The organism is Paenibacillus sp. JT31N11 (genome assembly GCF_056269285.1).
In genome coordinates, this window is the sequence record NZ_JBWDNQ010000002.1 from 497,662 (window position 1) to 523,765 (window position 26,104).

General features: G+C 51.7%; 31 protein-coding genes. 7 read left to right on the forward strand and 24 right to left on the reverse strand.

Translation table 11 applies throughout. From position 1 onward, the window contains the following. Positions 1 to 300: 300 nt before the first annotated feature. The 9 genes from AC0YNV_RS10405 to AC0YNV_RS10445 form a co-directional block, all read right to left on the reverse strand. A complete protein-coding gene (locus AC0YNV_RS10405; protein ID WP_475768044.1) occupies positions 301 to 990 on the reverse strand; it encodes a SpoIIIAH-like family protein in 690 nt (229 codons plus the stop codon). 39 nt (positions 991 to 1,029) lie between these two features. Beyond that, positions 1,030 to 1,668: a stage III sporulation protein AG gene (spoIIIAG, locus tag AC0YNV_RS10410; protein WP_475768046.1), complete on the reverse strand. Its 639-nt coding sequence runs from the start codon at positions 1,666 to 1,668 to the stop codon at positions 1,030 to 1,032. 58 nt (positions 1,669 to 1,726) lie between these two features. Next, a complete protein-coding gene (spoIIIAF, locus tag AC0YNV_RS10415) occupies positions 1,727 to 2,548 on the reverse strand; it encodes a stage III sporulation protein AF (protein WP_475768048.1) in 822 nt (273 codons plus the stop codon). A 61-nt stretch (positions 2,549 to 2,609) separates the two neighbouring features. Then, positions 2,610 to 3,860 carry a stage III sporulation protein AE gene (gene spoIIIAE, locus AC0YNV_RS10420; RefSeq protein ID WP_475768050.1) on the reverse strand — a complete coding sequence of 417 codons (1,251 nt, stop codon included), beginning with the start codon at positions 3,858 to 3,860 and terminating at the stop codon, positions 2,610 to 2,612. Positions 3,861 to 3,863: 3 nt separating this feature from the next. Beyond that, positions 3,864 to 4,259, reverse strand: a complete 396-nt coding sequence (spoIIIAD, locus tag AC0YNV_RS10425) for a stage III sporulation protein AD (protein ID WP_475768052.1) — start codon at positions 4,257 to 4,259, stop codon at positions 3,864 to 3,866. A 31-nt stretch (positions 4,260 to 4,290) separates the two neighbouring features. Beyond that, positions 4,291 to 4,494 (reverse strand): stage III sporulation protein AC, encoded by a 204-nt coding sequence (spoIIIAC, locus tag AC0YNV_RS10430; protein ID WP_210041931.1) that lies wholly within the window; start codon positions 4,492 to 4,494, stop codon positions 4,291 to 4,293. Positions 4,495 to 4,510: 16 nt separating this feature from the next. Continuing rightward, on the reverse strand, positions 4,511 to 5,029 hold the full coding sequence (gene spoIIIAB / locus AC0YNV_RS10435) for a stage III sporulation protein SpoIIIAB (RefSeq protein WP_475768054.1): 519 nt from the start codon (positions 5,027 to 5,029) through the stop codon (positions 4,511 to 4,513). After that, the gene (spoIIIAA, locus tag AC0YNV_RS10440; protein ID WP_475768056.1) at positions 5,022 to 6,032 is read right to left on the reverse strand and encodes a stage III sporulation protein AA; all 1,011 of its coding nucleotides are present in this window, start codon (positions 6,030 to 6,032) and stop codon (positions 5,022 to 5,024) included. Before spoIIIAA ends, spoIIIAB begins: the two co-directional genes overlap by 8 nt. A gap of 185 nt (positions 6,033 to 6,217) precedes the next feature. After that, positions 6,218 to 6,484, reverse strand: a complete 267-nt coding sequence (locus tag AC0YNV_RS10445; protein ID WP_475768412.1) for a YqhV family protein — start codon at positions 6,482 to 6,484, stop codon at positions 6,218 to 6,220. Positions 6,485 to 6,686: 202 nt separating this feature from the next. Here AC0YNV_RS10445 and comA point away from each other — a divergent pair, with 202 nt between their 5' ends. The 3 genes from comA (at position 6,687) to AC0YNV_RS10460 (ending at position 8,847) form a co-directional block, all read left to right on the forward strand. Next, on the forward strand, positions 6,687 to 7,547 hold the full coding sequence (gene comA, locus AC0YNV_RS10450; RefSeq protein ID WP_475768058.1) for a phosphosulfolactate synthase: 861 nt from the start codon (positions 6,687 to 6,689) through the stop codon (positions 7,545 to 7,547). A 29-nt stretch (positions 7,548 to 7,576) separates the two neighbouring features. Continuing rightward, entirely contained in the window at positions 7,577 to 8,287 is a 711-nt protein-coding gene (locus tag AC0YNV_RS10455; protein ID WP_210041963.1) for a 2-phosphosulfolactate phosphatase, read from the forward strand. Between the two features lie 98 nt (positions 8,288 to 8,385). Further along, positions 8,386 to 8,847 (forward strand): DUF441 domain-containing protein, encoded by a 462-nt coding sequence (locus tag AC0YNV_RS10460; protein WP_210041965.1) that lies wholly within the window; start codon positions 8,386 to 8,388, stop codon positions 8,845 to 8,847. Between the two features lie 58 nt (positions 8,848 to 8,905). Here the strand turns inward: AC0YNV_RS10460 and AC0YNV_RS10465 are convergent, their stop codons facing one another. The 6 genes from AC0YNV_RS10465 to AC0YNV_RS10490 all read right to left on the reverse strand — a co-directional run bounded on the left by AC0YNV_RS10465 (position 8,906) and on the right by AC0YNV_RS10490 (position 14,218). Beyond that, positions 8,906 to 9,400: a CcdC protein domain-containing protein gene (locus AC0YNV_RS10465; protein WP_475768061.1), complete on the reverse strand. Its 495-nt coding sequence runs from the start codon at positions 9,398 to 9,400 to the stop codon at positions 8,906 to 8,908. A gap of 413 nt (positions 9,401 to 9,813) precedes the next feature. After that, complete coding sequence (locus AC0YNV_RS10470) at positions 9,814 to 11,067, reverse strand: aspartate kinase (protein WP_210041975.1); 1,254 nt, start codon at positions 11,065 to 11,067, stop codon at positions 9,814 to 9,816. A 196-nt stretch (positions 11,068 to 11,263) separates the two neighbouring features. Then, entirely contained in the window at positions 11,264 to 11,821 is a 558-nt protein-coding gene (gene efp / locus AC0YNV_RS10475) for an elongation factor P (protein WP_210041977.1), read from the reverse strand. A gap of 115 nt (positions 11,822 to 11,936) precedes the next feature. Continuing rightward, the gene (locus tag AC0YNV_RS10480; protein ID WP_475768064.1) at positions 11,937 to 13,010 is read right to left on the reverse strand and encodes a M24 family metallopeptidase; all 1,074 of its coding nucleotides are present in this window, start codon (positions 13,008 to 13,010) and stop codon (positions 11,937 to 11,939) included. 81 nt (positions 13,011 to 13,091) lie between these two features. Further along, entirely contained in the window at positions 13,092 to 13,535 is a 444-nt protein-coding gene (gene aroQ, locus AC0YNV_RS10485) for a type II 3-dehydroquinate dehydratase (protein ID WP_475768066.1), read from the reverse strand. 92 nt (positions 13,536 to 13,627) lie between these two features. Next, on the reverse strand, positions 13,628 to 14,218 hold the full coding sequence (locus AC0YNV_RS10490; protein WP_475768068.1) for a YqhR family membrane protein: 591 nt from the start codon (positions 14,216 to 14,218) through the stop codon (positions 13,628 to 13,630). A gap of 210 nt (positions 14,219 to 14,428) precedes the next feature. Between AC0YNV_RS10490 and AC0YNV_RS10495 the strand changes: the two genes are divergently transcribed. Beyond that, positions 14,429 to 15,394 (forward strand): DUF1385 domain-containing protein, encoded by a 966-nt coding sequence (locus AC0YNV_RS10495; RefSeq protein WP_379114559.1) that lies wholly within the window; start codon positions 14,429 to 14,431, stop codon positions 15,392 to 15,394. A gap of 53 nt (positions 15,395 to 15,447) precedes the next feature. Further along, positions 15,448 to 15,738 (forward strand): hypothetical protein, encoded by a 291-nt coding sequence (locus AC0YNV_RS10500; protein ID WP_475768070.1) that lies wholly within the window; start codon positions 15,448 to 15,450, stop codon positions 15,736 to 15,738. A gap of 10 nt (positions 15,739 to 15,748) precedes the next feature. Here AC0YNV_RS10500 and AC0YNV_RS10505 read toward each other — a convergent pair whose 3' ends face one another. Together AC0YNV_RS10505 and mntR are read right to left on the reverse strand one after the other, a co-directional pair. Then, complete coding sequence (locus AC0YNV_RS10505) at positions 15,749 to 16,657, reverse strand: patatin-like phospholipase family protein (protein ID WP_475768072.1); 909 nt, start codon at positions 16,655 to 16,657, stop codon at positions 15,749 to 15,751. Between the two features lie 152 nt (positions 16,658 to 16,809). Beyond that, complete coding sequence (gene mntR / locus AC0YNV_RS10510; protein ID WP_210041997.1) at positions 16,810 to 17,232, reverse strand: transcriptional regulator MntR; 423 nt, start codon at positions 17,230 to 17,232, stop codon at positions 16,810 to 16,812. Positions 17,233 to 17,417: 185 nt separating this feature from the next. Between mntR and splB the strand changes: the two genes are divergently transcribed. Beyond that, positions 17,418 to 18,479, forward strand: a complete 1,062-nt coding sequence (splB, locus tag AC0YNV_RS10515; protein ID WP_475768074.1) for a spore photoproduct lyase — start codon at positions 17,418 to 17,420, stop codon at positions 18,477 to 18,479. On the opposite strand, the gene AC0YNV_RS10520 is transcribed toward splB, so the two are convergent. The 7 genes from AC0YNV_RS10520 to yidD all read right to left on the reverse strand — a co-directional run bounded on the left by AC0YNV_RS10520 (position 18,476) and on the right by yidD (position 24,809). Continuing rightward, positions 18,476 to 19,189 carry a cytochrome c biogenesis CcdA family protein gene (locus AC0YNV_RS10520; protein ID WP_210042015.1) on the reverse strand — a complete coding sequence of 238 codons (714 nt, stop codon included), beginning with the start codon at positions 19,187 to 19,189 and terminating at the stop codon, positions 18,476 to 18,478. The genes splB and AC0YNV_RS10520 overlap by 4 nt on opposite strands. Positions 19,190 to 19,268: 79 nt before the next feature. Then, positions 19,269 to 20,075, reverse strand: coding sequence for a metal ABC transporter permease (locus AC0YNV_RS10525; protein ID WP_475768413.1), 807 nt, complete (start codon positions 20,073 to 20,075; stop codon positions 19,269 to 19,271). Positions 20,076 to 20,079: 4 nt separating this feature from the next. Then, entirely contained in the window at positions 20,080 to 20,877 is a 798-nt protein-coding gene (locus AC0YNV_RS10530) for a metal ABC transporter ATP-binding protein (RefSeq protein ID WP_475768075.1), read from the reverse strand. Positions 20,878 to 20,961: 84 nt separating this feature from the next. Then, the gene (locus AC0YNV_RS10535; RefSeq protein ID WP_475768076.1) at positions 20,962 to 21,930 is read right to left on the reverse strand and encodes a metal ABC transporter substrate-binding protein; all 969 of its coding nucleotides are present in this window, start codon (positions 21,928 to 21,930) and stop codon (positions 20,962 to 20,964) included. A gap of 121 nt (positions 21,931 to 22,051) precedes the next feature. Then, on the reverse strand, positions 22,052 to 24,085 hold the full coding sequence (gene metG / locus AC0YNV_RS10540) for a methionine--tRNA ligase (RefSeq protein WP_475768077.1): 2,034 nt from the start codon (positions 24,083 to 24,085) through the stop codon (positions 22,052 to 22,054). An 81-nt stretch (positions 24,086 to 24,166) separates the two neighbouring features. After that, entirely contained in the window at positions 24,167 to 24,421 is a 255-nt protein-coding gene (locus tag AC0YNV_RS10545) for a hypothetical protein (protein ID WP_475768078.1), read from the reverse strand. Between the two features lie 109 nt (positions 24,422 to 24,530). Continuing rightward, positions 24,531 to 24,809 (reverse strand): membrane protein insertion efficiency factor YidD, encoded by a 279-nt coding sequence (gene yidD, locus AC0YNV_RS10550; protein WP_210042031.1) that lies wholly within the window; start codon positions 24,807 to 24,809, stop codon positions 24,531 to 24,533. 261 nt (positions 24,810 to 25,070) lie between these two features. On the opposite strand from yidD, the gene AC0YNV_RS10555 reads away from it, so the two are divergent. Next, a complete protein-coding gene (locus AC0YNV_RS10555; RefSeq protein WP_210042033.1) occupies positions 25,071 to 26,063 on the forward strand; it encodes a Gfo/Idh/MocA family protein in 993 nt (330 codons plus the stop codon). Positions 26,064 to 26,104 lie beyond the last annotated feature (41 nt).

Sequence of the window (26,104 nt, forward strand, 5' to 3'; positions counted from 1 at the left end):
TGCTTCCCTGCCAGCTGAAAACTTGCTTCGAAAGCATACGCTTAGTTTTCTGAATACTTCTCGAATATGCTTCCCTGCAGCTGAAAACTTGCTTCGAAAGCATACGCTTAGTTTTCTGCTTACTGCAATTGCTCTTCTGCCTTTTCGCGTGAAAATACATATGTGCCGCAGCAGGAAATACCAAATACTTGCTCATAACAGACCTATTATAGCACAAATGCCCGTGAAGACGAACCCATTTTTTACATAGCCTTAATGGAAAAAAGCCCCACTGCTTTCCCGGCAGCGGGGCCTACAGCGTTATTTATTGCTCGGAATGTATTGAACGGACACCTGGTCGCCGCCGACTTCCAGTTCATTCATAACCAGCATCATGATGCTGTCGGCTTGGCTTTTCTCCAGTTTGTCGCTCTGTACGACAACCTTGTACTTGTTATTTTCCTCTGATACGAAGGCATTGCTGAATTCCTTGGTCAGCTCTTCTTCGATACCGGTAATGCGGGTATTCTTATCCTCCAGCAGATTGATCTGCTCCACTGCCGCGCTCGCTTCTTCCGGTTTTTGTTTCGTGTCCGAGATTTGTCCGTAAAGCTGATTGATTTCGCTGTAGAATTTCTCATCGCGCTTCTCCTGCATATCATTGAAGACCGTGCTGACTGCTCCTCCGGACGCTTCTATTTCATTGATGACCTCTTCATCCGTTTTCACGGCATCGGCTGTCTCTCCGGCAGCTTGATCGTCTGCCGCAGAAGCCGCATTATCACTGTTGGCAGCGCCCGTAACCTCTGTCACAGTAATGCCATTATCCAGTGTCGTATCCGCTGTTGAGGCTTCCGTTGCGTCCGACTGAACCTGCTGTTCCTGCTGTGTGCCGTCTGTAAGCATGTCTGATGAAGTGTCTACGTCCTCGGTAAACAAGTAATAAGCGGATAAAATCACCATCAAGCTCAGCATTGACACAAGCCATACCGTTTGTCTTTTCGTGTTCATTTACGAACAGCCTCCCTTAATCGATTGGTTGGAATTCCATTATTGATATTTACTCGGCACAACCGAAATGCGGCTGACCGGGACGTTGAACCCTTTCTCAACGGCATCCAGGATAAGCCGGCGAACCGTTGCGTTCTCCGCTCCTTTGGCGACAATGAGAACACCCCGTATTTGCGGCTTGATGCGTTTGACTACGAATGGCGTTTGGCCGCCTTCAGCCTCATAAAGCACGACTTGTCCGTCTTTGGTGATGGAGGTCATATGCCGCTTGCCTCCATTCTTATCGCTCTCGTCGGTAATTTGCTGAGTTTCCTTCTCATTTTGCTTGACTACAATCTCTTCCGTCGAATCGATCGTAATCAGAACATTAATCGATCCGACCCCTACGATTTTCTCCAATATATCTTTAAGGCGGTTCTCCAGCGGTTCCTCGATCGATGCGAAGCTTGCCGGATCGCCGGAGCCTTTACCTGAAAATGCTGCCTGATCGGATGATGCCGTCTCATCGGGCACCTGCGTGGAGGGCTCGCTAGGCTGGAAGGACAGAAAGGAATTTACCAGCATCAGCGCGGCTCCGATCCCTCCAATAATGAGCAGCCAGCGCAATGTCCGTACCCGCTTCGGTCCCCCCGGCCCACCGCCAACCATACTCTCGATTCCCTCCAGCCATTTGGCCACTTCGGCTCTCTCCTTTCAAACTGCTTCCAGAACACTTCTGACCGCGTTGTTCCTGTCTCTACTCGTTCCCCCTTGGCAGCTCCTGCTTCTGGCGAACCAGAATGGATTGCGAATCCACAGCCCATCCATTCTGAAGCAGCTGCTTGATCGCATCGGCAATGCCCCCGCTTAACGCCTGATACCCGGCTTCGCCCGGCTGCCCCGGAGCTGCCTGCGAATCTGCCTTGTCCGAATCAAGCTGAACGATCACATCAACGGAAGGGATTTCTTCCACCGGTCTCATGCCTTTTCCCGTTTCTGCCGGATTGTCCGGTTTCTGCTCGATAGAGCCGTCTGGTCCGCCAACATTGATATCCCCTGTCTTCTCCACAGCCGTCGAGCTGTCGGGAATCTCCGAGGTTGATCTGGTTTGATCCGGGAGAGTGACGACAACGGATACAACCCGGGCATCCTGATTGCTTTTGCCAGTGCCGGCTTCCAGCTTCACCATCACTTGAGACGGCGTTATGCCCGTGCTCCGGGTAATTTGGGCGCGCATCGCTTCAGCCAGCTGCTTCTCCGTCAATGTGGCGACGGAAGCCTGCTGCTTGATCCTGAGCGCATCTGCGTCACGCTCGATATCCTGAAGCGTCGGCATCCGCAGATTCTCTTTGGCCGGCTCACTTTTGAACCAGTTCTGCATATTCTGATCCAGCCTTGTGCTGAAATCGCCCTGAAGCAGGTTCAGAATCGGCGTCAGAATTGTAAGCAGTATGATTAATCCGGCAACAAGCCTGACATAACGCTGCATGGTCTGGTTGGGGAGAAGCAGGTCGATGAACCCCGCCAACAGCACGACCGCTATAATTTGCTGCAGCCAGGAAGCCAGCCAGGTCAGCATCGTGTTGCCCTCCTTTGCCGGGCGAAAGAAGTGTTTGTCCGCCTTGTGCCCGAATAAGGCTCTACCTGATCATTACGGCCGCATTGCCCGCGGTCAGGATGATCGTCACGGCGAGAAAAAACATCAGACTCACGGCGGCAAGCGCCGCGAATACATAAATCAGTGTCTTGCCGATGGTTTGCAGACATTCGACGATCGGACTGTCGCCCAGGGGCTGCATAACTGCAGCAGACACATTATAGATGAGAGCGAGCGTCAGTATTTTGATTGCCGGGAAAGCACATAGGAAAATGAGAATGATAACCCCGGCAAGACCGATTGCATTTTTGACCAAAAGCGAAGCCGACATCACGGTATCCGCCGCATCGGAGAATGTCCGGCCAATGACGGGAACAAAATTCCCGGTAATAAATTTTGCCGTACGCATCGTAACGCCGTCCGTTACCGAGCTGGTTGCCCCCTGTACGGAGATCACCCCCAGGAAGACGGTCAGCATGACGCCCATAAGCCCTACACTGAAATTGCGCAGTACATTAGCCAGGTGGTTGACCTTGAATTTCTCCGTCATGGCACTTGCGATCTGCAGCACCGCCGAGAAGAAGAGCAGTGGAAAGACGATGGTATAGATGACAGATCCGACAGCGTGAATCATGAAAATAATGAGCGGATGCAGCACAGAAACGGTCACTATACTTCCCATGGTAGCCAGCAGAGTTAGCAGCAAGGGCACCATCGCCATCATGAACTGAATCATTCCGCCGATTGCGTCTTTGGCATACCCGATCGCCACCGTAAAGCTGTTAACCGCCAGCACGATCATAACCATGTAAGTAATGCTGTATGCCACTTTGCTGACTGTGTTGCGTTCAAAGGCGGTTTGCATCGTCTGCAGCAGCATGCTGAATACGGTAAGGATCACGATGGTTACAAGCAGCTTGCCGTTATAAAGAACTTCATGAAACATATAACGCAGCAGCCCCGAAAGCACGGTGGACAGCTTAAGGCCTTCCCCGCCCGGTGTGATCATTTCCATGAAGCTTGGGACTTTGCGGTCTGGAAAAAAACCTCCATAATCGGTCATCAGCTGGTTCCAGTAATTCTCGACTGCCGACGCATCGATTCCCTGGAGCTGCTCGTCCGCCAGACTCTCGTTGATGCCCGCGGCATCGTCATTTGACTGGATAGCCGGATCGGGCGCACCCTGATTATCGGGGACGGTTGCGGCGAGAGCTGCTGCCGGGATCAAGAAAAGCACAACGAGAAGGACAAGCAGGGCTGCGGCTGCCCAGCGGATCAAATGCTGCTTCATCATGCTTCAACTCCCTGCCGGCAGCAAGCCGAGCACCGTCTCAACGATGACGCTAATAATGGGTACGGCCATGACCAGTATCAGAATTTTGCCGGCAAATTCGATTTTTGATGCGACGCTTTCCTGGCCGGCATCCCGCACGATTTGTGCGCCGAACTCCGCAATATACGCGATACCGATAATTTTCAAAATGGTTTTCAGGTAAATGGTAGGGATGCCTGACCGGTCTGCCAGCTGCTCAAGAATTCCGATGACCGCTTCTATTTTGCCGATGACATACAGGAAGATAAACAAGCCGGTGAAGGCGGCAAGCAGAAAAGCAAACATCGGTTTCTGCTCCCGAACAACTAAGATCAGCACGGTTGAAATCAGCCCAAGGCCGACGATCTGGATGATTTCCATTTCCGGTTCACCTGCCCTAAAATCCCCTTCGTCATTGAAAAAGAAAGATCGTTTTGATTTCCTGAAACAACTCGTCGAGCATCCGGACTACCATAAAAAGCACAACCACAAATCCGATGAGCGTCACCCAATGCGCCATGTCTTCCTTCCCCATCTGTTTCAGCACGGTATGGATCATGGCGATAATAATGCCGATCCCCGCAATTTGAAATATGGCGCTAACATCCATGTTCATTGTTATTGGCACCCCACTAAACGATCAAAATGACGACAAGCGCTGCGATGAGGACGCCAAGGCTCTTCCACATCTTCTCGTAACGCGCCTGGTCATCCCGTGCCGTATCTTCTTCTGCCTTCAGCTGCTGAACGGCAAGACGCATATGCTTGATCTGGTCTTCACGGTCGCTGATGCCAAGCGCCGAACCCAGGCGGATCAATGCCGTCTTCTCGGGAATCCTCATTGCTGTGCCCGGCCAGTGATCGGCGAGCGAGAGCTCCCAGCATTCCCGGAAGGTCAGCCCCTCAGGCTGATTGATCCGCTCCTTGACTCCCCGAAAAATCGAGGCCCCCGGCTCCGGCAAATGGGCCGCACAGCGGTCGAAGGCATCCGGCAGCGGCGTATAACCGTATCCAATCTCCGTTTCCAGCCGCTGTACCGCCTGTATAAGCTGGCGGATTTGGCGCGGGCGGGCTGCATAGCGGGATGCCTGCATGAACCCGATCATCGTTCCTGCGAACAGGATCAACGCTGCGCCAATTAGCTTAACCAAAGGCATCACCTCCCGGAGTGAGGGTCGGTTCGCGGGCAGCCGGCGCCCTCCCGCCGGCCCTGACCGGTACAATCCTGCTCACAGGGGCATTGACGCCTCGGCGAAGCTCCACTCCGATCGCAAATGCTCCCTGCTCCAGCAGCCTGCGGAGTACCGGCCGCCCCCGGGCTTCCTCCATATCCTTTGCATGAGCGGTAGCAATCACGATCACACCGGCATGGCTGGCATCGAGAATCGCATCCGCATCCTCCTCACGGCCGATTTCATCCACGATCATCACCTCCGGCGACATGGATCTGAGCATCATCATCATTCCTTCCGCTTTTGGACAAGCATCCATTACATCGGTTCTGGGACCGACGTTAAAGGTCGGTACTCCCCGGACGCAAGCGGCAATCTCCGACCGCTCGTCGATAATGCCAACCTTGCGGGCCGGCCAGCCGGAAGCCAGGGGATGTCCCCAGCCACCGCTGCTTATGGCTCTTGCCAGATCCCGCACAACCGTTGTTTTCCCCTGCTGCGGCGGGGCAATAATAAGCGCCGGGTGAACGGTGCGCCGATTTATATCCAGCATCTTGGGCAGCAGCGACGCGGCTGCCCCAATGACTTCGCGTGCGATTCTGAAATTGAACGCCGATACATCCCGGATGCCCCGCACCGCGCCGCCCTCCAGAATCGTCCGGCCGGCAATACCGATCCGGTGGCCGCCGGCGACTGTAATATAGCCCCGGCGGAGCTCCTCCTCCATCGCATACAGCGAATGATTCGTCACACGCTCCAGCAGCTTGCGGCACAGCTCCGGAGATGGCTTGTACGCCATCTCAGGCTTGGCAAGCAGCTGGCCGTCTTCGCCGACAAACCAAAACCCTTCCCCTGTGCCAATTTCAAGCGGTCGGCCTTCCCGTATCCGCAATTCTTCTATGACGGTTCTCACATGAATCGGAATCCGCTCAAGCACGGCAATCAGTTCCAAGGGCAGCAAATGTGTTACACGATCCAGCATGCAGGCATTCCTCCTCTGGTAATGATTATCGTTTAGCCGCGGCGGTAGTTTCATAGAGCCGTAGTCAGCGTAAGTGACCGAGGTCAGTTCAACTGACGTGATCAGCGTAAGGTACTAGTTTCAATCTATTCGGACAAGCCGAGTATTATGACTGCCCGCTTGTCCGATTGATGCCGGGAATTCAGCTATTTTTTGAGAATCCCGGTCAGTAGACAGGCAACGCCTGCAACGATCCAGACGATTTTGCCAAACGAGAGCTTATCCGACATACCAACCAGGCCAACCGTCGTGGTTGTAATTAATATAATCGGCCCTACCAGCGCCAGCGAAGCATTGACAGCCAATGCCTTGTCGATCTGGTTCAAACGAAGCATCCATATGGCTGCGCATATTTCCAGCGTTCCGGACAATACCCTCAGCGATGCCATAGTAAAAACGATTTTATTGAAAATGGGATCTTCACCTCCCGCCTGAAGACTATTGCTTGTACTAGTAAAGCTTATGCAGGCTTGTCTGCCGTTCATACCGATAATGTAAACTCCTTTGGATGATACTTTCAGCGGGCACACGCCCTTCCCGTATTGCATATATTGCTTTGGTAATGGGCGTTAAGACTATTTTTATTACCTATTTATAAGTGAGGAGATTTCAGGTATGAGATCAAATTCCCGTCCAGCATGGCCTGCAAGGCTGCAGAATCCCGGCGGCCAGCGCATCACACCCCTTGAGCCGGAAAATAAGCACGACGCGGACCGAACCGTCGGACGCGGGCAAACCATGGTCATTGATAAAGGTCTGGGCCTAAACGGTTTCTCGGATCTATTGGAGACAGCCGGAGCCTATATTACCTGTGTGAAGATCGGTTTTGGAACAGCCCCCCTCTATCCCACCGAACTGCTCCTTGGCAAAATCGAGCTGGCCAAACGGCATGGAATCCTTATTATGCCAGGCGGTACGCTGCTGGAAGCAGCCGTCAGCCAGGAGCTGGTACCGGCGTTCTTCGAAACCATATGCCGCCTCGGCTTTAATGGAGTGGAAGTATCGGATGGAACGATAGAGCTCTCCCGAAGCAGACGTTCGGAATTGATACGCGAGGGTCTGAACCACGGCCTGCAGGTTGTAACCGAATACGGCAAAAAGCTGAATGGCTCTACGGTCGATATAGCGGAGCTGCAGGCAACAGCCGATGCGGACTGGTACGCAGGCGCTGAGCTCATAACGATTGAAGCGCGGGAGTCCGGTGTGGGAGTAGGCTTATTTGACGAGAATGGCGATTGCAAGGAAGAGGTGCTGCTGGCTGTGGAACGGTCATTCGGAGGCATCAGCCGGATCATGTGGGAAACGCCGCTTAAACAGCAGCAAGCGCTGCTGCTTCGCACCTTCGGTCCCGAGGCGCATTTGGGCAATATTCCTCCGCAGGATGCATTGTCTCTGGAGACCATGCGCCGGGGACTTCGCTCGGACACTTTCAGCTTCGGCTTGAAAAATGAATTACCGATTCATTATATGATCTAGCCTGACAAGGCAAGGAGGCCGGTATCAGAATGCATGTCCAGGTGATTTCAAGCGTTAATGAGGCGCAGGCGGACCGCTTCACGCATCGAACGGCCATTGTAATCGACGTATTGAGAGCGGCCAGCACCATTGTTGCCGCTCTTCAGGCAGGCGCCTCAGGCATTTATTCCGTGGAAACCGTGCTGGAAGCAAGGGCGCTGCAGCGCCCTTCCGACCTGCTGGCAGGAGAACGCTTTTGCCGCAAAATACCCGGATTTGATCTGGGCAATTCACCGGATGAGTTCACATCTGAAGCGGTTATGGGCCGCCGGATTATTCTGACTACGACCAACGGGACGAGAGCGCTGCATAAAGCGGCAAGAGCCGACCATCTATTGGCCGGGTCTCTCCTTAATGCAGCAGCCTGTTCGCGGGCCGCACTGGAGCTTCGGCGCGATATTGTGCTGTTATGCTCCGGGAGCCATGATGAATTCGCGCTTGAGGACGGGTTATGCGCCGGAGCTATCGTAGCGAATCTACAGGCAGGAAGTCCATCCGGTTTGGAAATGGACGATTTCGCAGCCGCAATGCTGAGTCTCTATAACAATGCTTCCGGAAGAATTTATGAGACCCTTGCTGCAAGCGCCACCGGAAAGCGGTTGATCAAATTGGGCATGTCGCGCGATGTAAGGCATTGTGCCCAGTTGGACAGCAGTGAAATTATCCCCCGGATGCAAGGTGACATGATTGTAAGAGGTTGAAATAACATAATGGAGGGGCTTGTTCCATACAATGGGAGTATGGACGCCGCGGCCGAAGCTTGCGGCGATGCTATCACGTTAAAGGAGAGCATGCAGGCATGGGCGGGGAAATTATACTGGTTGTCCTGATCATTATCGGATTGATTGGCCGATCTCCAATTATTTCGACGGCAGCGTGCATACTGCTGATTGTAAAGCTCACACATTTCGAGCGCTACCTGCCTACCATCGAGCGGAGGGGAATGGAGCTGGGGCTGCTGTTTCTGACCTTCAGTGTCCTGGTTCCCTTCGCTTCCGAGCGGATTCAATCGAAAGATATTATGGGTGCATTATTATCCTGGCCGGGCATACTTGCGCTGATTGGCGGCGCCGCCGCTACTTATGTCAATGGAAAAGGGCTGGAGATGCTTAAATTCGATCCCCAGCTTATCGTTGGTCTTGTTGTAGGATCCATTATCGGCATTATTTTCATGCGCGGCATACCTGTGGGCCCTCTTATGGCGGCTGGCATAACAGCAATTTTGTTCAAAATCTTCCAACTGATCGCAAACCGCTTTTAAACAAAACGTTCTGATTCCTTTGATTTCACAGCAATCCATGAATGAAAGCTGTCATGCTTCAATTGCCGGAGTATATGCGGCGGAATTTGATAAAGCTTCCGATGCGCCAAACGCAGACATACACATAAGCCAATACCATCGTCAGAATCGTAAATTCCGTGTAATCAAGACTCTTGAAATATTGAGACAAAGCGATACGTATGACTATGACCGCGATAATCACATACTTAAAGTTTTTGTTGCGCCTGGAATAAACGAGTCCATCCTCGCGTTTCTCATAACCTGTGTGGTACAGCATAATGCTGCCAAGCCCCACTCCCAGAAGTCCAGCAAGCAGCAGCTCCCACAGCGCCGGCATCCGGAAGGGATGATCAGGTATATGAGTCAAGGATTGGATCGTGAAGCCGAATACAATGAGCAGCAGAAGAACCGGAAACAGCATGCCGATTCCTCTGTTGCGGATTGGGCGGCCCGTCCCCCGGCTTCGCAGCCAGATCACCAGCAAAATGATAACAGCAGCGAATGCATATCCCGTTAATTCTTGCGTATTCATGAGCAACCCCCTGATAGTGGTTATTGTGTGAAATGCCAAGCATCCTTATTCCATCACAAAAAACTAACCCCATAACATGAAGAAGGCCGCCAATCGTTCCGAGGCGGCCTTCTTCATGTTTCAAACAAACCGTCAGGGATAACATCCTGATGGTTCAACTAAAGTAAACTCCCCAATGAATACCCGCATCCCGCGCGTTCTGCAGCGCCACGTTATTCAGGGACGAAGTCCACCAGGCACCCCGGGAGTGCAGGATGGAAGTGTGTCCCGAAAGGGACGTAAACGCTCCTCGCACAAAAGACACTAACACGCGGTTCTCTGTAACGCCAACGTTATCCCATCTGGGTGTCCAGAGGGCCGGCGGCCCTTGGGGTCCCTCCTCAGGAGGGATTTAGGGAGGGATATAGGGAGCATTAGCGCCTGTCTTGCGGTCCCCCGACAAAAGCCTGTTCCGCTGTGTCCAGTCCATAAGCGGTGTGCAGCGCCCGCACAACATCGTGTACCGGCTCGGCTGCAATGATACAGGACAAGCGAATTTCCGAGGTGCTGACCAATTTGATGCTGACGCCAAGTTTGTAGATCGCCTCGAACATTTTGGCTGCAACGCCGGGATTACTGACCATGCCTGCGCCGACGATCGAGACTTTAACCAGATTCTCCTCCGTTTCGAGCTCGCGGAAAGGCACTTCACCGCGGATGCCCTCTACTACAGCGGTTGCCCGGTCCTTATCGCCCAATCCGACTGTAAAGGAAAAGTCGGCTTTTCCATCCTGGACGCCGCTTTGCACAATAATATCGACATCGATGCCGCTTGAAGCGAGCGCGCCGAATACTTTGGCGAGCACGCCTGGCGTGTCCTCAACGCCTAAAATACTGATTCTGGCTACGTTTTTGTCATATGCGATGCCGCGAACGACAATCCCTTGCTCCATGACCGCTTCCCCTTTCACACTCGTTCCTTCGTTTTGGGTAAAGCTTGAACGAACAACCAAGCGCACATTATAATTTTTGGCATATTCCACAGCACGCGGATGCAGGACAGCTGCGCCCAGATTCGCGAGCTCAAGCATTTCATCATACGAAATTTCATTCAGTTTGCGGGCACATTTTACAATCCGCGGGTCCGTTGAGTAAATGCCGTCCACATCGGTAAAGATTTCACAAACATCGGCATTGATCGCAGCTGCCAATGCTACAGCTGTTGTATCAGAGCCGCCGCGTCCGAGGGTTGTAATTTCACCGTCATCGGTCATTCCCTGAAAACCGGCTACAATAACCGCATGGCCCTGATCCAATGCCCTGAACAGCCGGTCAGGCTGTATATCCGTAATACGGGCTTTGCCATGAACGGACTCTGTACGGAAGCCGGCTTGCCAGCCTGTAAAAGACTTTGCGCTATGTCCGAGCTTATGAATCGCCATCGACAAAAGCGCGACGGAAATCTGCTCTCCGGTGGAAAGCAGCATATCCATCTCCCGCGCAGGGGGGCTCTCATTAAGTTTTGTTGCCTGATCTATCAAATCATCCGTCGTATCCCCCATGGCGGAGACCACGACGACCACCTTATGGCCTGCTTCCTTGTAATCGGCAATTCGCCGTGCAACACGCTGCATCCGTTCTGTGGAACCGACGGAGCTGCCGCCGAACTTCATAACTATCAACGACAACGCTTATTCACTCCCAACGTTTTTCTTATCAGCATAATAGCGATGCCTGGGCTTGAAAAACGTTTCGCATCCCGCCAGGCACTAAGAATTATACAAATTAAAATTATATCATAACGAAGCCTTCTTGGGTACAGAAAAACCGCCCCAACCGAAGCGGGACGGCCTTTTTTTTGCATCACATCAGGTGATAAGAGGCTTAAGCGCGGGAAACATACTTTCCTTCGCGCGTATCAATCAGCAGCACATCGCCTTCGTTAATGAACAAGGGAACCTGAAGCGTAAGGCCGGTCTCGACAGTAGCGTTCTTCGTAGCGCCTTGTGCCGTATTGCCCTTGATGCCTGGCTCGGTTTCCACGACCTTCAGATCCACGCTGTTCGGCAGTTGAATGCCAAGGATCTCACCTTGATAACTGGTGATGTTAACGGTCATGTTTTCCTTGAGGAAATTGATTTCCCATTCAAGCTGCTTCTTCTCAAGCTCAAATTGATCGTAAGTTTCGTTATCCATAAAGGAGTATTCATTACCGGAATTATACAAATATTGTACGGCACGATTCTCGATTATAGCGCGGCCGATCGTTTCGCCTGCACGGAAGGTTCTCTCCACGGTATTGCCGTTGCGGAGATTTTTCAATTTGGAGCGGACAAAGGCAGCGCCTTTGCCTGGCTTAACGTGTTGAAAATCAATAACCGTAAAAATATCGCCTTCCACTTCAACGGTAAGACCCGTCTTAAAATCATTAACAGAAATCACTTTTGTTTCCTCCTACGAGTTTTTAGCGTTACTTCTGGAATCATCGCTCATAAAGAGCTGAAAACTCACTTCGGAAGCATACACTTTTTGAGTTTATAGCGTATATGTAAAGCACTCATTCCAAAATCGTAAGCTCCTTCGGAGATGAGGTCAATAACGAATTCCCGGTTTCGGTGATAACAATGTCATCTTCAATCCGAACTCCGCCAAATCCCGGAAGATAAATCCCCGGCTCAACCGTAACCGTCATACCCGGCTGCAGCACGACATTTCCCGTCTTCGACAGCCTTGGCGCTTCATGAATTTCCATTCCTAGCCCGTGACCCGTTCCATGTCCGAAGAAGTCCCCATAACCATATCTGGTTATGACCTCGCGCGCCAGCAAGTCGGCTTCCCGGCCGGTCATGCCCGGTTTGATGCCGGCAAGCGCAGTCAACTGGGCTTCCAGAACAATCGCATAAATCTCCTTATGCTTATCCGTCGGAGTACCGATGACCACAGTTCTGGTCAAATCAGAGCAATAACCATTATAATACGCTCCAAAATCAAGCTTGACAAATTCATCTCGTCCAATGATCCGCTCGCTTGCGACGCCGTGCGGAAGTGCCGAACGCTCGCCTGAAGCAACGATGGTGTCAAAGGAAGAAGAAGTCGCCCCTTTGCTTCTCATGAACATTTCCATCTCAAGGGCGATGGAGCGCTCGCTTACACCGGTTTTGATAAAACTCAGGATATGCTTGTACGTATCATCAGCCAAAGCAGCCGCCTCAATCATAACAGTGAGCTCAGCCTCATCCTTGATGAGCCGCAAGGCTTCCACTGCACCTTCGGCCGGAACGAGCTCAATGCTGCCAAGCTGCTGCTTCCAGGAGGCATATTCTTTGTAAACGACATGATCTTCCTCAAAGGCAAGCTTGCGGATTGCAGCCGATGCGGCAAGTTCCTTGACGGTATCCAGCATATTGAGCCCATGCTCAACAACTGTGAATGCGGCTGCCTGAAGCGGTGCCTGCGTCATATAACGAAAATCAGTAATCAGCCAGCTGTGCGCCTCTGTTATCAGGAGAACGCCCGCAGAGCCGGTAAACCCGCTCAGATAGCGCCGGTTAGCTGCGCTGGTAATGAGAATACCGTCTGCCTTAAGCGCGGAGAGCTTGCCTCTGATGCCTGCCAATCGATTGTTCGTCATCCATACCACCCTTTCAGATACCGCATGTAAAAATATAAACCAGGCCTTCTTCTAGCGCGGTGCTTACCGTGCCTGAACCAGTTAAGCCTGCTTGGTCAAATGATGCACGAGTGCATTAAAGCCCAGAACATAGCTCTGTGAGCCGAATCCGGCAATTTGGCCCAGCGCGACAGGCGCAGTGACAGAAACGTGGCGGAACGGCTCGCGTTTGTGAATATTCGACAGATGAACCTCAACAACAGGAAGTCCAACGGTGCTCAAGGCATCCCTGAGCGCATAGCTGTAATGTGTCAGCGCTCCAGGATTAATAATGATACCGTCCTCTTGGCCGTATGCTTCGTGAATACGATCAATCAACGCACCCTCATGATTCGACTGGAAGAACGAGACACCAACACCAATCGACGCAGCCAATCCTGCAACCATCGATTCGATTTCTGCCAATGTCGTCGTACCGTATACAGCTGGCTCGCGAATGCCGAGCATATTCAAGTTGGGTCCGTTAAGTACTAGAATAGTTGCCATGATGTTCCTCCCGGCGCATAGATCAATTGCCATTTTACCACAAAGACCCTTGCTTTGAGAAGAGACTGCCCCTCTGCTTTACGATTGTCTTGTCAGGAACCCATTTTCGACAATTTGCCGGTTGCGTTGCTTGGCTCCCGCGAGGCTTCGTCGGTGAATTCAAATGCAATTGTATAGCCTATGAACAAGCCCCAGAGCAGGAAAACCGACAGTTCGCTGACCATGCTGTCAACGCCCAGCTTCATGAAGGGAGGCGTCACAAGCAGCCACGGGCCAGCCCAGGCAAACAAGATGCCCCACCACAGCAAGCCGTAGCATAATCCGGCCCATGGTCCTCTTATACGGCCAAGAATGAGCTTGTAAATCATCGCCGCCGCCATCGAGAAAATGATAAAGCAGCCTAATCCTACGAGCTGACCCCAGCCTGTTTTGAGAAAAGTCTGCAGGAAAAAGGGATCCGCCATAAAAGCAGGATTGACTTTGGTAAAATGAAACAAGTGTAACATCCATCTGGTCAGACCCCAAAAAAGTCCGGCGAAAAAACCAAGCATCATGCAATACAAAAAGGCATTGGTCCGGTGTTCTCCGTTGTAGTCTCCGGTTCGATTGCCGTCTTTGTTCCTCTTCTGTTCACCCTCTGTTTTCACTTCGTTTTCCCCGCTGCTTGAGCTTTGGTCCGGCATAGTACATCACTCCAGTCTCTCGTTGATCGATGCGGCTTCCAAATGGTAGTATGCGCCGGTTCCACCTCTGGTAAACGATTGGCATTAATGGGATTTATGGCTGATGTGTGCCACTCGCAATCACAGCCGGAATCAAGTACAATAAGAGCTATAAAGCTCTTCATGAGAAACGGCTAAAACGCCGAAACAAAAAAGGATGGTGATTCGCCCTTGTCGCAAAATTCGCGCAATATATATGGCGGACAAGCCGTTATTGAAGGGGTCATGTTTGCCGGCAGACATGCGAACGTTACGGCAGTGCGCCGTAAGAACAATGAAATTATCTTTTATGAAGTGCCGCGGACCACAAAAACATGGATTCAGAAGCTGAAGAAAATCCCCCTGCTGCGAGGCGTCGTCGCTATTTTGGAATCAAGCGCGAAAGGCTCACAGCATTTGAATTTCTCCATGGAATCCTATGCCGAGGATGAACTTCCTGCAGAGAAAGAGGAGGACAAGGCGCAGAAGGAAGCCAAATCCGAGGAAAAAAGCGGCTGGAGCCTGAGCATGATCGTCGGCGTAGCCGTCGCCGGTATTATTTCCTTCATCGTGGGAAAACTTGTATTCACAGTCGTTCCTGCCGCCGTTGAAGAGTTGATCTTTGGACGTGCGTTCTCGAATATAATAGTACACAACCTGATTGAAGGCGGAATCAAGATCCTGTTCCTGCTCTGTTATCTGTATATTATCTCACTGACTCCCCTTATCAAGCGTTTGTTCCAATATCACGGCGCCGAGCATAAAGTGATAAGCGCTTACGAAGCCGGTGTCGAATTGACTGTCGCCAATGTGCAAAAGTTCACCCGTCTTCATTATCGCTGCGGAAGCAGCTTCATGGTGTTCTCCGTCCTGGTCGGCGTCATCGTGTATTCCTTCTTTCATTGGGATTCCATGTGGGAGCGGATTTATATCAGGGTCCTGCTTCTGCCGGTTGTGCTCGGCTTCTCTTATGAGGCGCTTCGCGTCACCAATTCCATGCGTGAGCTTCCGGTGCTCCGGTACTTGGGTTATCCGGGATTATGGCTGCAAAAGCTGACGACCAAAGAACCCAACGATGATCAGGTAGCGGTTTCCATCGCATCCTTCAACCGGATGCTTGAACTGGACCGCCAAGGCAGTCAGCCTCAGCCTTTATAAGAGGACGCTAAAGAGGTTGTAAAAAAGTCTCTAGGAAAGAAAGGGTGAAGGTCATGTCCCGAAAAATGAGTCCAATGCTTATCATCATCCTGGCATTAGTCGTTATCGGATTGGTCTCCCAGTCATTCACAAGTCCCATCCAGCTGATTATTCCGATAGCTGTGTTCGGCGTAATTTTCCTGCTTTATAAATTCCCCCCGGGCGGAGCAAGAGCAGCGAAGCCGCGGTCCAGAACCATCCCGCGGCGGGATCAGCAGCAAGGCAAGCCCAGAACGAAAAAAGCCATGCCGTTCCGCGTTATTGAAGGCGGCAAAGACGATGATAATTTACCGAAGTATCATTAAGCGGACTGCCCTACAAGGCAGCCTGCTTGAAAAATTCAGAAGCCGCATCATAGCCTGAGTTAAACAAGGTGTCGCTTTGCTGCTTCGACAAATGAAATTGCGTTGTCCGAATGCCAAGTGTCGGAATTTTGACGGTACGCTCAATATTGCTTTTCTTGATATAACGCTCGTCATGCGCCTGCAGCATCGTCTCGAATATGGCTTGAAACATGGAGACCGGACCCCGAATGCTATGGGGTTCGGTTTCATTTTTACCTACCATCTGAAATCCTACGGTCGGAACCGGCTTCTCCTCCCCCCTCTGCTCCGTATCAAAAATCCATAACGGAAAATTACTGAGAAGCCCGCCATCGACGATATAAGCCCATGACGACAGAGAGTTTTCACGCTCCCTCGTTCTGATCCGGATCGGATCGAAGAAATAAGGGATGCCGGCGCTCATCCGTACTGCATCCGCAATGCTCAGCTTCATCGGCTCCTGTCCATAAAATACAATATCCTCAGGCAGTACCAGCAAGCGGCCATTGGAAATATCTGAAGCGACAATACGCAGCTTGCAGTGCGGCAAATCTCCGAATGTACGGATTCCCTTATCCGCCAGCAGCTCCTCCATCCATCGGGTCAAACCCGCCCCGCTGTAAAATCCGCGATAAATCAGCAGCCGCAGCGTTGGGCCGATAACGCCAATATTATAGAAAAACCCCCGCTTCAGAAAAGACCGGAAAGGCGTCTCTTCAAGCAAATCCTTAATCTCTCTGCATGTATAGCCGGCGGCAAGCAGCGACGCAATAATCGCACCCGATGACGTTCCGGCCAGCCGGTTGAAGCTGATTCCCTGATCGACCGCAGCACAAATCGCGCCGGCCAGCGAAATGCCTTTTACCCCTCCGCCTTCAAAAACGGCATTAATGAGTTTCATAGCTTGCATGCCCCTTCCTATATATGCCTGTTTGCCCACGAGTCTTTCGAAACTGTCGGCTTTTGGAACATATATATGCGGGAACGGCAAGTCTTAAGGCGCGGCATGCAAAAAGCCGCTCCCTGTGCAGGAAGCGGCTTTATGTTTCTTGGTTACTCGTTGTCCAGATCATTGCGTATTCCGTTAAGTTCTTCCAGCCGGTTGGCATCGCGCTTGAAATATTCAACGAGGGTTTCAATGCAGGTAATGGAATCCCAGCTGAGATGATGCTCGATCCCTTCCACATCCTTGTAAATATTCTCTTCCTGTACTCCGATAATCGTCAAAAAAGATTCCAGCAGCTGATGGCGGTCCATCAGCCGCTTGCCCATTTTCTTCCCTTTGTTGGTCAGAACAAGTCCGCGATATTTCTCATATATGAGATAATTATCTTTATCGAGCTTTTGAATCATTTTTGTAACCGAGGAAGGATGCACTTCCAGTCCTTCCGCTATGTCCGAGACACGGGCATACCCTTTTTCATCGATAAGCTTGTAAATACGCTCCAAATAATCCTCCATACTGGGAGTCGGCATCAAAAAGAACCTCCATTCACCATCGTCCCGTACAGACAACGGCTGCCTGTCCGTTACTCTTAGTATCATACACTGCTCAGCCTGCCTGCCGCAACCTGTAACGGTGAACTTTCCATGTTTGTTGTCTGTCAAGCATGTGCAAACTAGGCTTGTTCATTCCCGTCCAAAGGAGGTTTATAAATCCTGTGCCTATATCAACGACTGATCGTACGGACAGCCTTCATTCTTCATTTGTGCCCGAGCTGGTTTATTTTGAGCCCTCCGCGCTGGACTACCCCAAAGGCAAACGCATTATGGAGTGGGTAGCGGCAGCCGGAATTCCCTACCGCATGACGCCCTCGCATAACCGGATAACCAATCTGCCCGGCGACAGCGAGCTGGAGCAGTATAAAATTGCTAAAAGAACCTTGGTCGTCGGCATCCGAAAAACGCTTAAATTCGACCAATCCAAGCCTTCGGCCGAGTATGCCATACCGATTGCCACCGGCTGCATGGGACACTGCCACTACTGTTATTTGCAGACAACGCTCGGGTCCAAGCCCTATATTCGCGTTTACGTGAATATGGATGAAATTATGCAGGCGGCAAAAGGATATATTGATGAGCGCGCCCCGGAGAACACCCGCTTCGAGGCTGCCTGCACATCCGATCCTGTAGGGCTTGAACCGATCACCGGAAGCCTTCGGGAGCTGATCGAGTTCATGGCTGATGAAGAATACGGCCGGCTGCGCTTCGTAACAAAGTTTCACTATGTCGACTCTCTGCTTGACGCCCGTCACAACGGCCATACACGGATCCGGTTCAGCGTGAACAGCAAATATGTCATCAAGCATTTTGAACCCGCGACATCGCGTTTTGAACAGCGTATAGAGGCCGCAGGCAAGATAGCACGGGCGGGATATCCGCTGGGCTTCATAATCGCTCCCATTATCTGGTATGAAGGCTGGCAGGAAGGATATGCGGAACTGCTGAGCTCGCTTGCCGCAGCCCTGCCCAAGGATGCTTCCGCGGGACTGACCTTTGAGATGATTCAGCACCGTTTCACCAAGACAGCCAAAAATGTGATTGAGCGGCGTTATCCCAAAACCAAGCTGGAAATGGATATCGACAAGCGCAAATATAAATGGGGCCGCTGGGGTCAAGGCAAATATGTTTACCCCGATGAACAGGCAAATGCGCTCCGCATGTTTATCTCGGAGCGCATTTTTGAACATTTTCCCGATGCCACTATTGATTATTTCACCTAGAACTTGAGCCAATCCGGCGTTATGCCATTCAGATAGATGGTAATTTTGGTCATCTGGTCGGTAAACAGCAGCAGTCCCATCAACAGCATGACCGAACCGCCAATCTTCATCATAATACCGGAATAACGGACAATGATGCGTGTAGAGCCGATGAAAAAAGCCAGAACGAAGAAGGGAATCGCAAAACCCAGGGCGTAAGCGGTCGTTAATTCAAACCAGGTGCCGGGCTCGGACGCGGCAAGCAGCAAAATGCTTGCCAGAATCGGGCCTGTGCAGGGCGACCAGCCTGCCGAAAAACCGATTCCGAATATAAAAGAGGCCAAATAATTGGATTTGCCCAGCTTCATATTCATCTTCCGTTCCTTCAGGAGCACTTTCGGCTGAATAATGCCAATCAGGAACAAGCCCATAAGTATAATAAGCACTGCCGATAATTGACGGATCAGCGTCTGGTATTCGGAGAACAAATCGGCAAACGCATTCGTGCCATATCCAAGCGTGTAGTAAACGACCGAAAAACCCAGTATAAAAAACAACGTGTGGGTCATCGTCCGGATGCGCACTTCCCTGCCGGGACGCTCGCTGCGCAAATCGCTTACCGATACACCCGTTATGTAAGACAAGTAGGAAGGATAGAGCGGCAGGCAGCAGGGGGAGATGAACGATGCAATACCTGCGCCGAATGCGGCCCACATGGTAACCTCAGACATGAAATTAGCCCTCTCTTAAATAAAAATGTGTGTATTCCCAAGGCTTTTGCAGTGTCAGTTTCTTATTTAAATTGTGTCGTTATGCTGCAGTAGATCTGCCTTTGAACGTTAAAAGCAGCAGCAGCACCGCAATCAGCAGCAGCACGATAGTGCCTCCAGGAGCCAAATTCCAGACTCCCGCGATCAGCAGCCCGCCAATGACAGCTAGCTCCGCAATTACCACAACAGCGATGACCGACTGCCTGAAGCTGCGGGCTATAACAAGACTGCAGGCCGCAGGAATGGTAAGCAGCGCCGACACCAGCAGCGCGCCGACAATTTTAATCGAAACGCTGATCACCAGCGCCGTCAGAATGCTGATCATAAAGTTAAAATATCGGGTTGGCAGACCGCTGACCGCTGCGGCATCCTCATCGAAGGTTAGCAGAAACAGCTCCTTGAAATGAATGCGGACAGCCACAAGTACGATAACTGTAACGACTCCAATTAACACCAGATCAATCGTATCGAGGGTGTAAATGCTTCCGAACAAGTATCCGCTGACACTGACATTGAAGCCTTTGCCCAGCGTAAACAGCAAGGATGCCAACGCCACGCCGCCCGACATTATAATCGCTATGGACAGCTCCGCATAGGTTTTATACGCCTTGCGCAGCTTCTCGATGGCGAAGGTTGCAGCCAGCGCGAAGACAAGGCCAACGCCAATCGGATAAACGCCGATCAAAAATCCAAGCGCCACACCGGCAATCGATACATGGGCCAATGTATCGCCAATCATGGCCAGCCGGCGAAGCACAAGGAACAGTCCCATCAGAGGCGCCGTGACTCCAATCAGTACGCCTCCGACCAAAGCCCGCATAAAAAACTCGCTTGTTACAATATCCAACAACCTAAACGCCCACTTTCCCTCTCTCCATCGAATCACGCAGGCCCTTTAAGCTGTGGGTCAAATTCGTTTCCCCGCAATTTTCCAGCTCATGGGAATGCTTCACATAGAATTTCAACTTTCCGCACTCGCCCTTGGGCTCCTGACCCAGATAAGACCGTATCATCTCCATATCATGTGAAACCATCAGGAAAGTAATGTTATGATGCTGATGCATATGCTTGATCAGATGAAAAAAATCCTGCTGCGTCTCGGAGTCGATGCCCACCGTAGGCTCGTCCAGAATGAGCAGCGCCGGATTATTGATCAGCGCTCTTGCCAGAAATGCGCGTTGCTGCTGGCCGCCTGACAGCTGACCGATCCGTTTGGCCGCTAAATCATCTATATTCATGGCGTGCAGCGCTTCATCGCATTTGATTTGATCGGCTTTGCTTACCTTGCGGAACAATCTGCTGCCGCTGTACAGGCCCGATAACACCACTTCGCGAACCGTCGCCGGAAAAAGCGGGTTAAAGGAATTTTTCTGCGGCACATAGCCTACACGGCTCCAGTCCTTGAACTCCTTGACCGGTTGGCCAAACAGCTTGATAGAGCCGCTGCCCGGCTTCAGCAGGCCGACGATCATCCGCAGCAGCGTTGTCTTGCCCGCCCCATTGGAGCCGATCAGGCCTACAAAATCCCGCTCCTGGACGCCAAAGCTTACATCCTCCAGCACGGGCTTGTTCTCATAGGAAAACGAGATATTCGACAGTTCAATCACATTCTGATGGCAAAAGCTTGGTTTGCCCTGTTCCAATTGCATTTTAATCACTCCCCAATACCGCCTAATGCCGCCTTCAGATCCGGAAAATATCCAGTCATCCCGCTGCGGGGTAAGCTCCTTCTACTATTGTAATGCTTGCAGAAGATTTTGCAAATTAAGCTCCATCAGCGAGAAATAGTCATCGCCCTTCTTCTCTTGCTCCGGCGTAAGGCCCTCCAACGGGTTCAGCACCATCGTTTCGGCGTCCGCTTCTCTCGCCAGCGTCCGGGCAAGCTCATCGGAAACAAGCTCTTCAAAGAAGATATATTTGATCCCGTGCTCCTTGACAAATTTCGAAATTCTCAGCAAATCCTGCGCTTTGGGCTCCGCATCCGGCGACAGGCCCATAACGGCCACCTGATTAAGACCATAATCGCGCGCCAGATACCCGAATGCCTGATGAGAAACCACGATATCCTTGCTTGCCGCGGCAGCCAGCTTCTCTTCATACTCGTGATCAAGCGCAGAAAGCTTATTCGTAAGGAACGCATAATTCCCCTCGTACTTCTGAGCATGGCTCGGGTCCGCTTCCACGAGCTGATCGCGAACGGTTCCCGCCATCAGGATCATCGATTTGGGACTAACCCATGTATGGGGATCGAATCCGCCTTCATGGTCATCATGGGCTTCTTCTTCTCCCGCATGCTGACCATCCGCCGCTGCCCCAGCCGGTATCAGCTTAATGTCCCGGCTTGCAGCCACCGTAACCAGCTTGCTGTCCTTGGACAGCCCTTTGAGAAAATCATCCACCCAGCCTTCAAGTCCCGCTCCGTTATAGAAGAACAGCTGCGCTTTGGATACCGTATCCAGATCCCGGCTCTTCGGGCTCCACTCATGCGGTTCGACACCGGCAGGAATCATATTGATGACATTGGCTTCTTCGCCGCCGATCTCCTTGGCCAGAAAATAAAGCGGATAAAAGCTGGTGACAATATTGACCTTATCCGCCACCAGCTTGCTTCCCGATCCGGTGCAGCCCGTCAATAAGAAGACGATTGCCGCGGTCAACAGCAAAATATGGCTTCTATTATAGTATGATCCTATCCGTATCATTTCCAGACACCCCAAGCCTAATATTCGTAAACATTACTGATAGATTATATAGACGAAGATACAGGGCTGTCAATGACAAACCGCCTGGCGCGGGCTGCACCAGGCGGTTTGCTGTTCATCGTTATTTCACAATTGAGCCATTCTTCATATTGTCCGGCACAGTCGCAAGCGTCAGCTCGTCGCCGTGCGAAGCGGCCAGGATCATGCCCTGCGACATTTCGCCGCGCAGCTTGACCGGCTTCAAATTGGTGACGCAAATCACTTTGCGGCCAACCATCTGCTCGGGCGTATAAAATTTCGCAATGCCCGAAACGACCTGCCGCTGCTCATAACCGAGATCCAGCTGCAGCTTCAGCAGCTTATCGGCATTCTTCACCGGCTCTGCCGCAATGACCTCCGCCACACGCAGCTCCACCCTGGCGAACTCATCAATGGCAATTTCGTCCTTGGGCTCAGGTGCCTCCGGCTTGTCTGGCACACCTGCCCCTGACGATTGGCTACCGCCAATGCCCGCCGGCGCCGGCGCATCCGGCCCCTGCGGCGCTGCTTCAACTGCAGCCGGGGCTGTCCCGCCGTTCATCGCCGCAGCGATGAACGCTGTTTCTTCTGCCGCATCCAGGCGCGGGAAGATCGGTCCCGCCTTCCGGACTCTCGTCCCCCCTGGCAGCAGTCCAAACTGTCTCGTGCTGTCCCATTCTGTGAGCGTTCCGTCCTCTATGCCCAGTTGGCGGCGAATCTCGATCGGCGCATTCGTCAGGAACGGCTGCAGCAGGATGGAGATGATGCGCAGCGATTCCGCAAGATGATGCATAACCGAAGCGAGCTCGCTGCGTTTATCCGGGTTCTTGGCCAGCGCCCACGGCTGGGTTTCATCAATATATTTGTTCGTCCGGCTGACAAACTGCCAGATAGACGAGAGCGCCACGGAGAACTCCATCCGCTCAATGGTTGCTTCCACCTGATCGACGGTCGCAGCCGCCAGGTCCGATAATGAAGCGTCAAAAGCGGTAACATTCCCTTCATAGCCGGGGATTTCACCATCAAAATATTTCTCGATCATCGCTACAGTCCGGTTCAGCAAATTCCCAAGGTCGTTGGCCAGATCAAAATTGATCCGCTCCACAAATCCTTCCGGCGTAAAGGTCCCATCAGCGCCAAACGGCACTTCGCGAAGCAGGTAATAACGAAGCGCATCAAGACCGTAACGGTCGATCAGCGTGACGGGATCCACGACGTTGCCTTTGGATTTGGACATTTTTCCATCCTTCATGAGCAGCCAGCCGTGGGCAAATACCTTCTTCGGCAGCGGGAGATCCAGCGCCATCAGAATAATCGGCCAATAGATCGTATGGAAGCGTACGATCTCCTTGCTCATCAGATGCACATCGGCCGGCCAATACTTCTCGAATTTGCTGGAATCCGGTGTCAGGTAGCCCAGAGCGGTAACATAATTGAGCAAAGCGTCAATCCAGACATAAATGACATGCTTGGGATTTCCTTTGACCTTGATGCCCCAATCATAGGTTGTACGAGATACGGCCAGATCCTCAAGACCCGGCTTGATAAAGTTATTGATCATCTCATTCTTGCGCGATTCCGGCTGAATGAAATCCGGATTTGCTTCATAATACGCAAGCAGTCTGTCCACATAATTGCTCATTTTGAAGAAATAGCTCTCTTCCTTGACCAGTTCCACCGGCCTGCCGCAGTCCGGACATTTGCCGTCAACCAGCTGGCGCTCCAGAAAGAAGGATTCGCATGGGGTACAGTACCAGCCTTCATACATGCCCTTGTAGATATCCCCCTGCTTCAGCAGCTTGTCGAAGACTTCTTCAACAACCACTTTATGCCGCTCATCCGTGGTCCGGATGAAATCGTCATTGGAGATGTCGAGCTTCTTCCATAAATCCTTGATCGTCACCACAATGTCGTCAACAAACTGCTGCGGGCTCTTGCCCTTTTCCTGTGCTTTGCGCTCAATCTTCTGTCCGTGCTCATCCGTTCCGGTCAAGTACCATACATCATACCCGCGCAGCCTTTTGTAGCGGGCAATTGCATCGCCTGCTACTGTGGTGTAGGCATGGCCGATATGGAGCTTGTCGCTCGGGTAATAAATCGGCGTTGTGATATAAAACGTTTTGTTTGCTTCGCTCATCTGAATGACCTCCTTGTAAATCTGCTTCATCTCTAACCGCACTACCGATGAATCTGTAGCCTGAAAAACACAAAAAAAGCCTCATCCTCTATGGGACGAAAGCTTGTCGCTCACGCGGTACCACCCAAATTCCTTTCCCCGAAGCAGACCGGGAAAAGCTTCATTAGCGCCGTCCATTCGCGGACAGGCGTCATGGGGCCGATAACGCTGCCGATGCGCCGCCCCCTTGCCGCAGCTGACTTTAAGCTGACGGTTCGAAAGCAGATTCTCCCGGACCATTTTCTGCAGGATGCGCCTTGCCGGCTTCCACCTGTTCCGGCTCTCTGTAAAGGGCATGCACTGTGTACTTATCCGTTCATTGAATATCTGATTTGATGGCTGTTGAACAAGTTGATTTTTTGACCCATGAATTCATTCCTATTACAGGAGTTTCTCTTGAATCAAACTATACCGAATCCGGCTTGCGGATGTCAATAGCGCCGGGTACTCGCCGGGCTTCAAGCTCTTCTCTCGTTGGCGGAACATGGTCAATGCCGCCGGGATGAAACGGATGACAGCGGCAAATGCGCTTGGCCGCAAGCCAGCTGCCGCGCAAGGGACCGTGCTTCTCGATCGCCTGAAGAGCATATTCCGAGCAGGTCGGGTAAAATCGGCAGGTGGGCGGCTTTAGCGGAGAAATAAACTTGCGGTAGGCTACGATCGGTGCTTTTATGACTCTGCGCATAGGCGTGCTCCTCCTTATTTTATCCCAACGTTATTCTTCCATAATGACGGAAAAAGGGCTTTGCGTCAATTCAGACGGAGGCCTCCGCTGATGATTATGACCAAATGTCGTAATTTTGCAGTTCAATTGTCACCTAAACACATTTTAGACCGTTTTCATTTGTGTTAGTGTAGCGTTGTGTCGCATAATTAGAGGATGAAAAACTAAGAATAGACGACACAGCATCTGGAATCAGATGCATATATGAGGAGGAATTAGACGATGATCCGCGTTGCTATGCTCAGCTATTGGCATGTACATGCCTGGGATTACACCAAACAAGTGCAAGAAAATCCGGGTACCGAAATCGTTGCAGTCTGGGACGAAATTCCAAGCCGCGGCCAGGAAACCGCCGACAAGCTCGGTGTTCCATTTGTCGCTGATTTGGATGAAATATTGGCAAGAGCCGATGTTGATGCGGTTGTTGTCGATACACCGACGAACATCCATCGTGACGTTATGGTGAAAGCGGCCCGTGCCGGCAAACATATTTTCACCGAGAAGGTCATTGCCCCTACATTGAAGGAAGTCAACGAAATCATCGCAGCGGTTAAAGAAGCCGGCGTGAAATTGACCGTTTCCCTGCCGCGTCTGAATGACGGATACACATTGGCCGCACAAGAGGTTCTTGCCAAAGGGCTGCTCGGCGAACTGACCCAGGCCCGTGTCCGCTTGTCCCATAGCGGCGCAATCGCCGACTGGCTTCCTCAGCACTTCTACAACCTTGAGCAATGCGGCGGCGGCGCTCTGATCGACCTTGGCTGCCACCCGATGTACCTTGTCCGCCTGTTCCTTGGCCTGCCACAGAGCGTAAACGCAACGTTCGGTTATGTTTCCGGCAAAGAAGTAGAAGACAATGCAGTGGCAACGCTGCGTTACGAGAACGGGGCAGTCGGCATCGTGGAAGCCGGCTTCGTCAACAGCCATTCACCTTTCTCAGTAGAAATTCACGGTACTGAGGGTACCCTGCTTTATGGATTGCCGGATGAGGTTGTCCGTGTCCGCAGCAACAAGCTTAATAAGGATGAATGGGTGACCATCGAAATGCCAGCAAGACATACGGCTGCATTTGACCAATGGGTGGAGCATATTCAGAATGATACGATCGCCGAGGAAAACATCGGTCTGGCCATCGATCTTACCAAATTGATGGAAGCTGCCAACCTCTCGGAAGCCCAGAAGCGCCAAGTAAAGCTCTCCGAACTGGCTAACTGATTGATCCGCGTTTGAAGTTCAGGGAAAGGACTGGTGATGGA

Bases quoted from the DNA above. Each gene is read 5' to 3' on its own strand.
- spoIIIAE (WP_475768050.1), bottom strand. From the start codon at position 3,860: ATGATGAAGCAGCATTTGATCCGCTGGGCAGCCGCAGCCCTGCTTGTC.
- AC0YNV_RS10500 (WP_475768070.1), top strand. From the start codon at position 15,448: ATGTCCCGAAAAATGAGTCCAATGCTTATCATCATCCTGGCATTAGTC.
- mntR (WP_210041997.1), bottom strand. From the start codon at position 17,232: ATGCCGACTCCCAGTATGGAGGATTATTTGGAGCGTATTTACAAGCTT.
- spoIIIAA (WP_475768056.1), bottom strand. From the start codon at position 6,032: ATGCTGGATCGTGTAACACATTTGCTGCCCTTGGAACTGATTGCCGTG.
- AC0YNV_RS10460 (WP_210041965.1), top strand. From the start codon at position 8,386: ATGGGCGGGGAAATTATACTGGTTGTCCTGATCATTATCGGATTGATT.
- AC0YNV_RS10455 (WP_210041963.1), top strand. From the start codon at position 7,577: ATGCATGTCCAGGTGATTTCAAGCGTTAATGAGGCGCAGGCGGACCGC.
- AC0YNV_RS10545 (WP_475768078.1), bottom strand. From the start codon at position 24,421: ATGCCCTTTACAGAGAGCCGGAACAGGTGGAAGCCGGCAAGGCGCATC.
- AC0YNV_RS10535 (WP_475768076.1), bottom strand. From the start codon at position 21,930: ATGATACGGATAGGATCATACTATAATAGAAGCCATATTTTGCTGTTG.
- comA (WP_475768058.1), top strand. From the start codon at position 6,687: ATGAGATCAAATTCCCGTCCAGCATGGCCTGCAAGGCTGCAGAATCCC.
- aroQ (WP_475768066.1), bottom strand. From the start codon at position 13,535: ATGGCAACTATTCTAGTACTTAACGGACCCAACTTGAATATGCTCGGC.
- AC0YNV_RS10530 (WP_475768075.1), bottom strand. From the start codon at position 20,877: ATGCAATTGGAACAGGGCAAACCAAGCTTTTGCCATCAGAATGTGATT.
- AC0YNV_RS10490 (WP_475768068.1), bottom strand. From the start codon at position 14,218: ATGCCGGACCAAAGCTCAAGCAGCGGGGAAAACGAAGTGAAAACAGAG.
- AC0YNV_RS10520 (WP_210042015.1), bottom strand. From the start codon at position 19,189: ATGTCTGAGGTTACCATGTGGGCCGCATTCGGCGCAGGTATTGCATCG.
- yidD (WP_210042031.1), bottom strand. From the start codon at position 24,809: ATGCGCAGAGTCATAAAAGCACCGATCGTAGCCTACCGCAAGTTTATT.
- spoIIIAC (WP_210041931.1), bottom strand. From the start codon at position 4,494: ATGAACATGGATGTTAGCGCCATATTTCAAATTGCGGGGATCGGCATT.
- AC0YNV_RS10480 (WP_475768064.1), bottom strand. From the start codon at position 13,010: ATGACGAACAATCGATTGGCAGGCATCAGAGGCAAGCTCTCCGCGCTT.
- metG (WP_475768077.1), bottom strand. From the start codon at position 24,085: ATGAGCGAAGCAAACAAAACGTTTTATATCACAACGCCGATTTATTAC.
- AC0YNV_RS10405 (WP_475768044.1), bottom strand. From the start codon at position 990: ATGAACACGAAAAGACAAACGGTATGGCTTGTGTCAATGCTGAGCTTG.
- AC0YNV_RS10555 (WP_210042033.1), top strand. From the start codon at position 25,071: ATGATCCGCGTTGCTATGCTCAGCTATTGGCATGTACATGCCTGGGAT.
- spoIIIAF (WP_475768048.1), bottom strand. From the start codon at position 2,548: ATGCTGACCTGGCTGGCTTCCTGGCTGCAGCAAATTATAGCGGTCGTG.
- AC0YNV_RS10505 (WP_475768072.1), bottom strand. From the start codon at position 16,657: ATGAAACTCATTAATGCCGTTTTTGAAGGCGGAGGGGTAAAAGGCATT.
- spoIIIAD (WP_475768052.1), bottom strand. From the start codon at position 4,259: ATGGAAATCATCCAGATCGTCGGCCTTGGGCTGATTTCAACCGTGCTG.
- AC0YNV_RS10465 (WP_475768061.1), bottom strand. From the start codon at position 9,400: ATGAATACGCAAGAATTAACGGGATATGCATTCGCTGCTGTTATCATT.